The following is an 11,578-nucleotide window of genomic DNA, read 5'->3' on the forward strand; positions in this document are numbered from 1 at the left end:
TTTATTTTTTATTTAAAACATTTACTATATTCATTTAAATCTATATTGTCTTCTTTAGCACCATAAAAACATAATGTATCTTCTGTTTTTAATCCAAAATGCTTAAAACTTGATGTTATATGAGAAAGCAATGCATTCATATCAAATTCTAAAGAATCATAATGAGATTTGTCGCCGCCTGCAGTTGTAATTATTTTAAAAGTTTTACCTTCTAAGAATTTATTATCATTTTTATGAAGCAAATCGCTTAAAACTGTATCTTCCCACTCTTTTAAAAGACTAGGCATACTGTACCAAAATAACGGAAATTGGAAAATTATTTTATCTGCTTCTCTTAATAAATCTATTTCACTTTTTACATTATCTATTTTTCTTTCTTTATAAATATCATTTAGATTATGAATAGTTACATTATCAAAATCTTTTATCGATTCTAATAATTTACGATTAACTTTAGAATCTCCCCAATAGCTATGTGCAAAAATTAATAATATCTTCATTATCATATCTCCTTTATATAAGAATATTTTTATTATATCATATTATTCATAATGTTCAAATATTTTATTTTTTTAATTTTTTATAAAGTTCATTTGTATAGTATGATAAGAATATAAATAATCCCATTATAGCTATATAATCCATAAAGAAAAATATTACAGGCTCTTCATAATTAAAGAATGCAAACTCTATAAGCAGAAACATTTTATTATATAAGCCTCTTTTTATAAATGAAATAATTCCGTAAAGGGCTATTAATAAAGATATTACTATAGAGATTGCTTTGTTTATATTTATAAATTTTTTGCTCATATTGATAAATATACCCCAATGCATTCCTAAATGTGCCGACATAAATATAAATCCCCAAGAGCTGGAAATCATATGCAAGCGTCTTGTGAACATTGTGCTATTATGAATATTAAGAAATCCTAAAACTCTTTGAGAAAATAGTATTCCGCTTATCATAAGTCCTGCCATACATAAAAAAAGCATAGTATTGATAAATGTATTTAAAATTCTGCTGAAATTATATTTTCCTTTAAGCAGATTTTTATACCAATTAAAATTTAGTATATGATGAAGTATGAAAAATATAAAAAGTGAGAAACCCAAATATTCATGTATAGCATCGCCTGTGAAATGATATGCCGTTAAAATGAAAAAAAGAATAGTCATTATTATATCTGTAAGTATTTTTATTATTTTTATTGCTTTTTTCATAAAAATATAATTTTTCTCCTTAAATTATAATTATAATAATTTAATAATTATTTTTTAATATTCCAATTTTCTAATCCAATTTAAAATTTTATTTTTTGAATTTTTTACTTCTGGTCTGTATACTCCGACAGCATCTAATACTTTACAGTCATTTGGAAGCAAATTTTTTAAATCTATTATCGTTCCTGCCATTCCTCCAGTGCCGTGAGTACAAAATGGTATTATAGTTTTTCCAGATAAGTTATGATTTTCAATAAATGTAAAAACAGCCATAGGGCAGGTATACCACCAATTTGGAAAACCTAAAAATATAATGTCATAATCATTTATATTATTAACTTTATCGGTAAGTGCCGGTCTTTCATTATTATCTCTCTCTATTCTCGCCTGATTTAAACATTCATCATAATCGCTTGAATATTTATTTTGTGTTTTTATGCTAAATAAATCTCCTCCCGTTTCTTCTTTTATCCAGCCTGCAATCAATTCTGTATTACCAGGAGAAAGTACGCTTGCAGAAGTTTCAGCATCTATAGATGAAGGATTTTCTACTACTGTATTATCTGCCCATGTGAAGTATGCTATTAATATTTTTGAATTATTTTGAGTATGATTAATATTTATATAATCTGCATTTTCTGTGATTTGTGAATTATAATTATATTCTAGTTTCTTTTGTGAAGAATTTTCATTTTTGCATGATATTGATAAAAGTAAAAATAATAATAATATTAAATTTTTCATAAAAAATATCCTTTATTAATTTATTATAGCCGCCTATTTTAATAAGCGGCAAAAAATTTTTATTAACTATAATTATGTATTATTTGAATTTTAATGATTTTTTAAATTTAATTTTTTAATCCAATCTATTATTTGATTATTTTTAGACTGTATATTTGATGATTCTAATGCTATGCCGTTTAATATATCAGCATTGCTTATCATATTTCTAATAGTGGAATATGATCTTCCAATACCATAGCCGTTATGAGTACAGAAAAGAATTATATTTTTTCCAGATAAATTATAATCTCTTATAAATGAACGAACTGCCATAGGCACATCATTAGCCCATACAGGATAGCCTATAAAAACAGTATCATATTTTTTTATATCTATATTTAAAGGCTTTATTTTTGGGAAATAATTTTTATTCATTTCATCATGATTTTTATTTCTAAGCTCATTAAAATTTTCAGGATATTTATCAACTGTCTCAATTAATTTTATATCCGCATTTAACTCATTTTTTATTACATTAGCAGCATATTCTGTAATTCCAATTCTATTATTATTTGCTACAATGCTTGCAGCTGTAGAAGCATCTATATTATTTTTAAATTGTGTGTTTCCTACTCTTGAAAAATAAACAACTAATATTGATGAGCTTTGAGCGTTTATGATACAAGCAAATATTAAATAAAAAAGAAAGATACTAAATATTTTTTTCATATATACTCCGTTTTTGTATGATTAATTTTTTATTTATATTTTTATTTATTATAAGCTGAAAGTGATATTAACTCTTCTTTGTCCATTATTATATAAATTATGAAAAACTTTTAAATCTGATGTTATTTTACCAATAGGTATAACTTCCATAGTAAGATTTGGATTATCAGATTGAGAATAAAATATAGCTAATGAATTATTTCTAGCACAATATGTTATATCTCCGTTTTGGAAATTTAATTGTCCTTTTGTTATATTTTTAGGCGTATAGCTTAATTGTCCGTAATATTCTCTATTTCCATATCCTATCATAGAAACAGTAATAGGCAGTATATTAATTATCTCATTTGCTAATTCTGTATTATATATAATGGCATCTAATACTTGATTATTTACAGTAATTTTTATCTTTTTACCATTATTATTTTGTGCATTACATAAACTAAATATAAATAGTGATATAATCATTATAAATTTTATTTTTTTAAACATATAAATAAAGCTCCTATTGTTGCTATCAATAAACTCGCTAAAAATTAGCTAATAACCAGCTTTGCTGTTTATTAGCTGCTCGTTTATTTCTTATTGTTGCTAATAAAAATTGCTCGCTTGCAATCTCTTTCAAATAAATTTGAAAGAGGCTCACAATTTTTATGATGTTGCTATAATTTACTAGTTTATCTTTATTGTTGTTAATAAAAATTATTTTATTGTTGCTAATAAAAATTGTTCGCTTGCAATCTCTTTCAAATAAATTTGAAAGAGGCTCACAATTTTTATAATATTAATTTTAATTTGAAGATAGTATATTTATATTATTCAGCCAATTTCTTATATTATTTTGAGAAGCTTTAACGCTTCCGCCTGATATACTCAAAGAATTAAGAATAGTAGAATTAGGGCATAAATTTCTTATATCATTCAAACTTCTTCCCATACCTCCGCCGCCATGAGTGCATAAAGGAGCTATTTTTTTACCGCTGAAATTATGAGTTAATAATAATTGCTTTACTGCCTGAGGAATAGTACCCCACCAATTAGGATAGCATAATATTATAGTATCATAATTAGATAAATTATTTATGCTGGAACTTAAATCAGGTAAAACATTATTATTTAATTCTTGTCTTGCCTGATTTACTGTATCATTATAAGAACTTGGATAGGCTTTAACAGTTTTTATTTCGAACATATCTGATTTTGTAATATTTTTTATCATATCAGCAGCTGTTTTTGTATTGCCTCCCCAAGAGAAGTACACTATCAAAGTTTTGGAATTTTGAGCATTTAATCCTCCTGTCAATAATGTACTAAAAATAAGTAAAGACATTAAAATTATTTTTTTCATTTAGATTTCTCCTTTAAGGTTTTAAATTTTAGATTTTATTTATTTTTTATAATATTAATTATATAATTATTGAATATTGTTAATAATTGTTATAGCATTTAATGTTCTTGGATATCCTATATAAGGTATGCATTGAGTTACAGCTTCTATCATCATATCTTTTGTATTGCCCATCGATATATTGCCATTAGCATGTGCTATAGCCTGAGGTTCTGCTCCTCCTAAAGATATAATCATTATGAATGTTAAAAGCTCTCTTGTTTTTAAATCTAAACCTGTTCTTGTATAAAAGTCTCCGAAGCAGTTAGCAGATAAAAAATTTCTTATATGCTTTTGATTAGAGGCGGCATTTGAATGTGCCAGTCTCATTGATTCTCCAAACATTATTACCTGAGTATCTAATCCTTTATCGAATCTGGTTTCTTCTGTAACCGTTGACTGAGATTCAATAGGAAGAGAAATATTTTTTTCTTTGAAAACCTCATTTACTTTTTCTAATGCAGCAAATACTCTTGGAAAACCCACATAAGGCGAACATTGATAAATGGCTTCTTTTATCTCTATAGGGCTTACTCCTACATTTAAAGCTGTTTCAATATGAGGCTTAATCATATCAGTGCCTTGCGATGCAGTTATAGAAACTAATGTTACAAGCTCTCTTAATTTTTTATCTAATGTTCCGTGATTATAAACTTCTCCGTATAAAAAATTATTATATATACTTTCTAATTCAGGATCATCTAATTTAGTTATGGGAGCATCTTTTTTTAATAATTCATTATACTTATTTTTTGCTTTTTCTGTCATAGTTAAATTTCCTCCTTCATTTTGTGAATTGGCATTGCAAGAAAAGAGCATTGCTGATATAGATAAAGATAAAATAATTTTTAATATTTTTTTCATTTTAATAAACTCCGTATATTTATTATTAATTTGCTAGTTCTATACGCATATCAAAATTTCCTTTAATATTTGAAAGTTTTGATATATCAGAAATATTTTCAAATTTTCCTAAATAAATTAAATTATTTGAATATCTGAAATTTTTATAAAATATAGCTAAATTGCCCCAAGGAGCATAATAAGTTATATCCCCAGCTTTAGGATTTATTCCGTCTGGTTCATTTTGAGTATTTAGTTTTTTCTTTAGGTATGATATTTTTTCTGTATTATTAAAGTCTTCTATTTTTAGATTCATAGGCAGAAGAGATAAAAAATCATTTCCTGCTTTTGAATTTGTTATTACTGCATAAACTTCATTATTATTAAAAGTTAATTTTATTCTTGTATTCTGAGCAAAAGTATTAATAGTAAATAATAAAAATAATGTTATAAATAAAATAAAAGATATAATCATATTTTTCATAGATAATATTTCCTAATTAATTATTATTAGTATAGCTGTAATACTCTTCATCGGTAACATGCTCAAGCCAAGTAACATTATTTCCGTCTTTATCTCCTGTTATGGCTATATGCTTCATATAAGAATTAGGAGAAGCACCATGCCAATGCTTTATATTAGCAGGACAATATAAAGTATCTCCAGCTCTAAACTCCTGTATAGGTTTTCCTTCTTCCTGAGTAAGTCCTATTCCTTCAACAACTATTAAATGCTGTCCTTTAGGGTGAGTATGCCAAGCACTTCTTGCCCCTGCCTGAAATGTTACATAAGCTACAGAAAATTTAGAAGTTTCATTCGGAGCTGTTACAGCTTCAACTTCTACATCTCCAGTGAAATAATCTGATGAACCTTTTGATTTTTGTCCTTCTCCGCTTCTAATTAAAATTGTATTGGTTGGTGCTGCATTATATTTATAAGTATTATTAGAATTAACAGTATTGTTTTGACTGCATGATACTGCTGCAATTAAAAAAATTAAGATTAATAAAATGTTTTTCATTTTTTATTTTTCTCCTTTGTCTCTTATTTACTTGTATATTTCAAAAATGTTTTTTGATTATATCATTAGAGTTTACTCCAATGTCAAGATTTAATTATCATAATTTTAAATTTTTTAACCAGTTTTCTATAATATTTTTTGAGCCGACAATATCATTTCTTGATATAGTAAGCCCATCTTCTATTACTTTTGCATTAGGTTCTAACTGTTTTATTTTTTCTATAGTGCCTGAAAATCTGCTTCCCCCATGTGTTGAAAAAGGTATTATTGTTTTTTTAGAAAAATCGTACTCTTCAAATAAGCTGTACATTGCCATAGGAAAATCATAATACCATATAGGATAGCCTATAAATACAGTATCATATTCTTCAAAATTAATTATTTTTTGAGATAATTTAGGATTTTCTTTATTATTGATTTCATCTTGTACAAACTCTAATAATTCCTGATGCGTACTTGGGTATTGATAAACTGTTTGAATTTTAAATAAATTTCCTTTTGTAAACTCTTTTATAGTTTCAGCAAAAAATTCTGTGTTTCCTATTATTCTGCCATTATCATTTATTCTGCTTGCCCCTGTAACTGTATCTGCTCTGTCAGTTTCTGGAATAGAAAAATATACTATTAATATTTTTTTTGCTTCAAAAGAATTATTTTCCTGAGCATTACATTGAGTACATATTAAGATTATAAAAATTAGATATAAAGCATTTTTCATTTTTCTCATTTTTCTCTCCTTTTGAAGTATTTTCTCCTTTTTTTGAAAGCTTAATATATTTTATTATAGAAGCTATTGATATGCCTAAATCACGCATTGATTTTGAGAATTTTATGCATTGAAGATTGTATTCATTATAGTTTCTAATACCGCTTTTACTTCTGCTTATTTCAGGTATTATACCTATTTTTTCATAATATCTTAAAGTATCTTTTGATAATCCTGTTAATTCGCTAACTTCTGATATAGTCATAATATTCTCCTTTCTCTATTAATTAATTTATTATTATTGCTAATAAAAATTGTTGCCGATATCGGCATAATACCTGCCATTCTTACAAATGTCAGACACTCACAATTTTTATCAGCTATTCTAAAGCGAGTTTATCGATAGCAATAATAATAAATTATTATTGAACTATATCAAATACTTATGTTTTATAATTAGTTATAATAAAAAAGTATTACTAAATATTTACATTTATGATATTATACAGAGAAATAAAAGTATGGATTTAAATGGATATAAAGTCTTTAACATATTTCTTAACTGCAGCCAAAGAGGGCAGTATTACAAAAGCAGCAAATTTTCTCAATCTCACGCAGCCTAATCTCTCAAGGCAAATAAATAATTTAGAAAAAGAGATTGGTAAAAAATTATTCGTACGAAGCAATTATAGTATAAAACTTACTTCTGACGGTATTTTACTTAAAAAAAGAGCAGAAGAAATTATTGATATGATAGATAAAACTAGAATGGAGTTTAAATCTTTTGATGATATAATAGCAGGGGATATTTATATAGGAAGTGCAGAAACTTATTATATTAAATTAATTGCAAATATTATAAAAGAACTTAGAGAATCTCATTCTAATATAATATACCATATACATAGCGGAGCATATTCAGAAATTACAGAAAAACTTGATAAAGGGCTTTTAGATTTCGGAATACTTATAGGAAATATAGATTCATCTAAATATGATTATATAGATATTCCTTATAAAGAAGTTTACGGCTTATTAATGAGAAAAGACTCTCATTTATCTAAAAAGAATTTTATAGAAAAAAATGATTTATTTGATGTACCTATAATATGCCCTAAGACATTTGTTAATAATAAAATGCAGACTTCAAAATTTAATGAATGGATAGGAAATGATTTTGATAAGCTTAATATTATATTAAGTTATAATTTAATTTATAATGCTGCTTTAATGGTTGAAGAGGGTATAGGATATGCTTTGACTATAGACAAATTAGTTAATACAGCAAATACAAATAATCTTTGCTTTATACATTTAAAACCAAAGTTAGAAATAGAATCAAGAATAGTTTGGAAAAAAAATCAGATATTTTCAGAGGCTTCTAAAATATTTTTGGATAAATTGCATGAAAAATTAGGCAGCTAATTATTATTATTTTTGACGCATTCGGTGTATGTAATGTTTATCTCACCTTTTTAATTACCAATAATTAAATTGACAAATATTTTTATATTTAGTATTATATGATTGTAATAATTTTATTTGGGACTGTCAATATTGAAAATAAAAGATATCGGATTTGATGAATATTTTGAAAAATTAGTATTAGAGAGTTTGAATATTAATTCTTTAAAAGAAATTAATAATAATGAGCTTATACCTGCCAGAGTGATAAGGATTAATAAAAGATACTATACTCTTTTTTCTGATGAGGGAGAGTTTTTAGCCAGAATAAAGGGAAAAATTAGATATAATTCTGAAGTACAAAGCGAGCTTCCTGTGGTAGGCGATTGGGTGCTGATGAAAAAGTCAGATAATAATGCATTTATTGATACCATTCTCACTAGAAAAAATATTTTATACAGAAAAGCTAATATTAAAAAAAATGATATTCAGGCTATAGTAAGTAATATTGATTATGCCTTTATTATAGTAGGTATTGATAATGAAATGCCGATGTCTGCTATAGCAAGATATTTATCAGTTGTACATACTTCAAATATAAAACCAATAATAGCAATAAGCAAAATTGATTTATATGAAGATGCAGAATATAAAGAATTATTAAGAGCTATTAAAGAAACATATCCGAATGAAACTGCTTTTGCATATAGTTCAAAAACAGGCAGGAATGCAGATATATTTTTAAAGTATATTAATAAAGATACCTCATCTGTTTTTATAGGTGCATCAGGTGCAGGAAAATCAACTATTATTAATTATCTTTTAAAAGATGAAAAGATGAAAACTAGAGAGGTAAGAGAATATGATTTTAAAGGAATGCATACTACAACACATAGAGAACTTTTAGTATTAGACAGCGGCGGAATTGTAATAGATACTCCTGGTTTGAGAAATCTCGGACTTTGGGAAGATGATAAAGGAATAAAGAAAACTTTTGAGGATTTAGAAGAGTATGCTAAAAAATGTAAATTCAAAGACTGTACTCATCAGCATGAGCCTGACTGCTATATATTAGAATTACTTGAAAATGATGAGATACCTTATGAGAGATACGATGCTTATATAACTTTACTTAATGAAAACAGAGAATTACAAAAAAGTTCTATAGAGATAAAGAAAGACAGAAAAATGGCATTAAAGAAAATCACTAAACATAAAAATAATTATAAAAAAATTAATACTAAAAAATAGCAGAATAAATTAATAATAAAAGCAGAATAAATTAATAATGAAAATAAAAACTTATTATAAATTTAGTTTACATAAGACTGTAATAATACAAAAAAATGTAAAATTTAAACAAATTTTATTTACAAAAAATTGACAAAATTATTATATTTATTATAATATTTTTTAAGGTATATTTAAAATATATTTTATGTAAGAAGTTTGGGATATTTTTTATGAAAAATTTTAATTTTAAAATATTTTTATTAGCTTTATTAATATACTCTTTGAATGCATTTTCAAAAAGCAATATAGCCATTATTGATGCAGCGGGCAGAGGAGATATTAGTAAAGTGAAATCTCTTATAAATAGCGGAGTTAATATAAATCAGCAGGATGAAATAGGAGAAAATGCATTGATAGAAGCAGCAGAGGGCGGATATATAGAGGTTGTAAAATTACTTATAGAAAATAATGTAAATTTGAATCTTAAAAGTAAATGGGGAAGAACAGCATTGATGAGGGCTTCTTCAAAAGGTTATGCTGATATAGTAAAGATACTTGTAGAATCAGGTGCGAATTTGAATATTAAAGATAACAGAGGAAGAACAGCATTAACTTATGCTAATCAAAGAGGACATAATGCAATAGTTAAAATTTTAAAAGCTGCAGGTGCTAAATGAAAAACAAAATTAATTATTAAAAAAATAAAGGAAGATACATTTTATGAAAAAAATTATAGTTCTAGTTTTTATTATAGTTTTTAGCTTATCTTTGTTTTCTCAGCAGAAAAGAACGCCTTTAATGGACGCTTTAGAAAGAAAGGATACTAAAAGAGCTATAGAGCTTATAAACTCAGGCGTTGATCTTAATACCAGAGACAGCAGAGGAGAAACCCCGTTAATAGAAGCAGCAGAAGAGGGGCTTCCTGAAGTAGTAAAATTATTGATAAGTAAAAAAGTTAATTTGAATGATGTTAATAATAATAAAAGAACAGCTTTAATGAGAGCATCCAGCAGAGGATACGCTAATATAGTTAGTATTCTTGTAAATGCAGGTGCTGATATCAATATTAAAGATAAATACGGAAAAACAGCATTAAGCTATGCTTCTCAAAGAAATCATCAAAGTATAATAAAAATTTTAAAAGCTGCTGGTGCAAAGTGATTTTTTATTAAAATCAATAATTTTTATTTATTATTATTAAAAAAAATTAATCTTTTACGAAAGCTAAGTCATGATATCTATACATATCTATTAATAATCTATATCCTTTAGATTTCATATATTCTTTTAATATTCCTTCTTTTTCATTATTTTCAACAATAATTAATTTTATATCATATTTATCAAAATCGATAGTTTTTAATATATTTAATTCAAAACCTTCTACATCTATTGATAATAAATCAACGGAATTAATATTTTTATAGTTATACATTAAATCATCAAATGTTATTGATTTTATATTTATGGAATTTTCATTGGATTCAGATATATCAACTTTTGCCATTAAACTATGTCCTTCATAGTTTACTAGTTTAACATTATCCATTTTTTTATCTAATATAGCACAATTATATAAATCGCAATTTCTATTTTTTTGTAATTGTTCATAAATTATTGGATTAGCTTCGACACAAATGCCAGACCATCCTAATTTTTCAAAAAAGTATGTGTTGCTAATTTTTATTCCGTCATTGGCGCCTATATCTATAAAAAAACCTTTTTTATTACCTGAGAATATTAAATATGATATAAAATCTTGTTCTATTTCTGATTGAAAATTAATATTTGTTTGTTTTTCTATATTTAATTTAGATTCATATAATTTTTTTCCAAAATCTAATACATCATTAAATTTTTCTAAATTCTTTTTATTATTATTAATTTTAGAAATATACATATATGATAATAAAATATTTCTTATATTATTTCTTAATTCTCTTTTAGGTATCCACCATACAATTTTATTTATTAATTCTTTATTTAACATTTTTGTATCCTTCTATTAATATTTTCTTTTGTTATTTTTCCGTCTATTAAATGAAATACTATTTCCTCATCTTCTAAACTATTTTTTAAAATTGATGCGATAGCTGTACCCATATACGAAGCATAATTATTATCAGAAGCTAGACATATATTCATCTTCATATATTACCCTTAATTTTGCTTAAAAGTAAGAATGCAAAAATATATAATAAATATAGATTAGATTTTTTATTTTTTAAATAAATTTGGCTTGGCTTGGCTTGGCTTGGCTTGGCTTGGCTTGGCTTGGCTTGGCTTGGCTTGGCTTGGCTTGGC

General features: G+C 25.4%; 16 protein-coding genes and 1 pseudogene. 4 read left to right on the forward strand and 13 right to left on the reverse strand.

All coding sequences use genetic code 11. The annotated features are described in order from the left end of the window. Positions 1 to 8 precede the first annotated feature (8 nt). From QZ288_RS07685 to QZ288_RS07735, 11 genes and pseudogenes are all read right to left on the reverse strand, one after another. Positions 9 to 500: an NAD(P)H-dependent oxidoreductase gene (locus tag QZ288_RS07685; protein ID WP_295157251.1), complete on the reverse strand. Its 492-nt coding sequence runs from the start codon at positions 498 to 500 to the stop codon at positions 9 to 11. Between the two features lie 64 nt (positions 501 to 564). Next, complete coding sequence (locus QZ288_RS07690) at positions 565 to 1,224, reverse strand: DUF4405 domain-containing protein (RefSeq protein WP_295157254.1); 660 nt, start codon at positions 1,222 to 1,224, stop codon at positions 565 to 567. Positions 1,225 to 1,278: 54 nt separating this feature from the next. Further along, on the reverse strand, positions 1,279 to 1,968 hold the full coding sequence (locus QZ288_RS07695) for a flavodoxin (protein WP_295157256.1): 690 nt from the start codon (positions 1,966 to 1,968) through the stop codon (positions 1,279 to 1,281). Between the two features lie 90 nt (positions 1,969 to 2,058). Then, the gene (locus QZ288_RS07700; RefSeq protein ID WP_295157258.1) at positions 2,059 to 2,679 is read right to left on the reverse strand and encodes a flavodoxin; all 621 of its coding nucleotides are present in this window, start codon (positions 2,677 to 2,679) and stop codon (positions 2,059 to 2,061) included. A 48-nt stretch (positions 2,680 to 2,727) separates the two neighbouring features. Further along, the gene (locus QZ288_RS07705) at positions 2,728 to 3,171 is read right to left on the reverse strand and encodes a cyclophilin-like fold protein (protein ID WP_295157261.1); all 444 of its coding nucleotides are present in this window, start codon (positions 3,169 to 3,171) and stop codon (positions 2,728 to 2,730) included. Between the two features lie 298 nt (positions 3,172 to 3,469). Further along, complete coding sequence (locus QZ288_RS07710; protein WP_295157264.1) at positions 3,470 to 4,027, reverse strand: flavodoxin; 558 nt, start codon at positions 4,025 to 4,027, stop codon at positions 3,470 to 3,472. A gap of 66 nt (positions 4,028 to 4,093) precedes the next feature. Then, positions 4,094 to 4,930, reverse strand: a complete 837-nt coding sequence (locus QZ288_RS07715) for a carboxymuconolactone decarboxylase family protein (RefSeq protein ID WP_295157267.1) — start codon at positions 4,928 to 4,930, stop codon at positions 4,094 to 4,096. A 25-nt stretch (positions 4,931 to 4,955) separates the two neighbouring features. After that, the gene (locus QZ288_RS07720; protein ID WP_295157270.1) at positions 4,956 to 5,393 is read right to left on the reverse strand and encodes a cyclophilin-like fold protein; all 438 of its coding nucleotides are present in this window, start codon (positions 5,391 to 5,393) and stop codon (positions 4,956 to 4,958) included. Between the two features lie 16 nt (positions 5,394 to 5,409). Then, positions 5,410 to 5,931, reverse strand: coding sequence for a cupin domain-containing protein (locus QZ288_RS07725; RefSeq protein WP_295157273.1), 522 nt, complete (start codon positions 5,929 to 5,931; stop codon positions 5,410 to 5,412). Positions 5,932 to 6,028: 97 nt separating this feature from the next. Continuing rightward, positions 6,029 to 6,658 (reverse strand): flavodoxin, encoded by a 630-nt coding sequence (locus QZ288_RS07730; RefSeq protein ID WP_295157275.1) that lies wholly within the window; start codon positions 6,656 to 6,658, stop codon positions 6,029 to 6,031. Positions 6,659 to 6,674: 16 nt separating this feature from the next. Continuing rightward, positions 6,675 to 6,902: pseudogene (locus tag QZ288_RS07735) on the reverse strand (MerR family DNA-binding transcriptional regulator); the annotation flags it as partial. A gap of 266 nt (positions 6,903 to 7,168) precedes the next feature. Between QZ288_RS07735 and QZ288_RS07740 the strand changes: the two are divergent. The 4 genes from QZ288_RS07740 (at position 7,169) to QZ288_RS07755 (ending at position 10,435) form a co-directional block, all read left to right on the forward strand. Beyond that, positions 7,169 to 8,062 (forward strand): LysR family transcriptional regulator, encoded by an 894-nt coding sequence (locus QZ288_RS07740; RefSeq protein WP_295157281.1) that lies wholly within the window; start codon positions 7,169 to 7,171, stop codon positions 8,060 to 8,062. 132 nt (positions 8,063 to 8,194) lie between these two features. Next, positions 8,195 to 9,292, forward strand: a complete 1,098-nt coding sequence (rsgA, locus tag QZ288_RS07745) for a ribosome small subunit-dependent GTPase A (RefSeq protein WP_295157283.1) — start codon at positions 8,195 to 8,197, stop codon at positions 9,290 to 9,292. 212 nt (positions 9,293 to 9,504) lie between these two features. Further along, entirely contained in the window at positions 9,505 to 9,951 is a 447-nt protein-coding gene (locus QZ288_RS07750; protein WP_295157286.1) for an ankyrin repeat domain-containing protein, read from the forward strand. Positions 9,952 to 9,994: 43 nt separating this feature from the next. Then, entirely contained in the window at positions 9,995 to 10,435 is a 441-nt protein-coding gene (locus tag QZ288_RS07755; RefSeq protein ID WP_295157289.1) for an ankyrin repeat domain-containing protein, read from the forward strand. 46 nt (positions 10,436 to 10,481) lie between these two features. On the opposite strand, the gene QZ288_RS07760 is transcribed toward QZ288_RS07755, so the two are convergent. Then, a complete protein-coding gene (locus QZ288_RS07760) occupies positions 10,482 to 11,264 on the reverse strand; it encodes an FkbM family methyltransferase (protein ID WP_295157292.1) in 783 nt (260 codons plus the stop codon). After that, the gene (locus QZ288_RS07765) at positions 11,258 to 11,425 is read right to left on the reverse strand and encodes a hypothetical protein (protein WP_295157295.1); all 168 of its coding nucleotides are present in this window, start codon (positions 11,423 to 11,425) and stop codon (positions 11,258 to 11,260) included. The genes QZ288_RS07760 and QZ288_RS07765 overlap by 7 nt, the downstream gene beginning before the upstream one ends. Positions 11,426 to 11,578: the final 153 nt, after the last annotated feature.

This window comes from uncultured Brachyspira sp., assembly GCF_910578695.1.
Lineage (GTDB): Bacteria > Spirochaetota > Brachyspiria > Brachyspirales > Brachyspiraceae > Brachyspira.

Excerpts from the sequence above, each read along its gene's own strand:
- QZ288_RS07755 (WP_295157289.1), top strand. The coding sequence starts at position 9,995 with ATGAAAAAAATTATAGTTCTAGTTTTTATTATAGTTTTTAGCTTATCT.
- QZ288_RS07705 (WP_295157261.1), bottom strand. The coding sequence starts at position 3,171 with ATGTTTAAAAAAATAAAATTTATAATGATTATATCACTATTTATATTT.
- QZ288_RS07690 (WP_295157254.1), bottom strand. The coding sequence starts at position 1,224 with ATGAAAAAAGCAATAAAAATAATAAAAATACTTACAGATATAATAATG.
- QZ288_RS07720 (WP_295157270.1), bottom strand. The coding sequence starts at position 5,393 with ATGAAAAATATGATTATATCTTTTATTTTATTTATAACATTATTTTTA.
- QZ288_RS07760 (WP_295157292.1), bottom strand. The coding sequence starts at position 11,264 with ATGTTAAATAAAGAATTAATAAATAAAATTGTATGGTGGATACCTAAA.
- QZ288_RS07700 (WP_295157258.1), bottom strand. The coding sequence starts at position 2,679 with ATGAAAAAAATATTTAGTATCTTTCTTTTTTATTTAATATTTGCTTGT.
- QZ288_RS07725 (WP_295157273.1), bottom strand. The coding sequence starts at position 5,931 with ATGAAAAACATTTTATTAATCTTAATTTTTTTAATTGCAGCAGTATCA.
- QZ288_RS07695 (WP_295157256.1), bottom strand. The coding sequence starts at position 1,968 with ATGAAAAATTTAATATTATTATTATTTTTACTTTTATCAATATCATGC.
- QZ288_RS07715 (WP_295157267.1), bottom strand. The coding sequence starts at position 4,930 with ATGAAAAAAATATTAAAAATTATTTTATCTTTATCTATATCAGCAATG.
- QZ288_RS07685 (WP_295157251.1), bottom strand. The coding sequence starts at position 500 with ATGAAGATATTATTAATTTTTGCACATAGCTATTGGGGAGATTCTAAA.
- QZ288_RS07750 (WP_295157286.1), top strand. The coding sequence starts at position 9,505 with ATGAAAAATTTTAATTTTAAAATATTTTTATTAGCTTTATTAATATAC.
- QZ288_RS07710 (WP_295157264.1), bottom strand. The coding sequence starts at position 4,027 with ATGAAAAAAATAATTTTAATGTCTTTACTTATTTTTAGTACATTATTG.
- QZ288_RS07740 (WP_295157281.1), top strand. The coding sequence starts at position 7,169 with ATGGATATAAAGTCTTTAACATATTTCTTAACTGCAGCCAAAGAGGGC.
- QZ288_RS07730 (WP_295157275.1), bottom strand. The coding sequence starts at position 6,658 with ATGAGAAAAATGAAAAATGCTTTATATCTAATTTTTATAATCTTAATA.
- QZ288_RS07765 (WP_295157295.1), bottom strand. The coding sequence starts at position 11,425 with ATGAAGATGAATATATGTCTAGCTTCTGATAATAATTATGCTTCGTAT.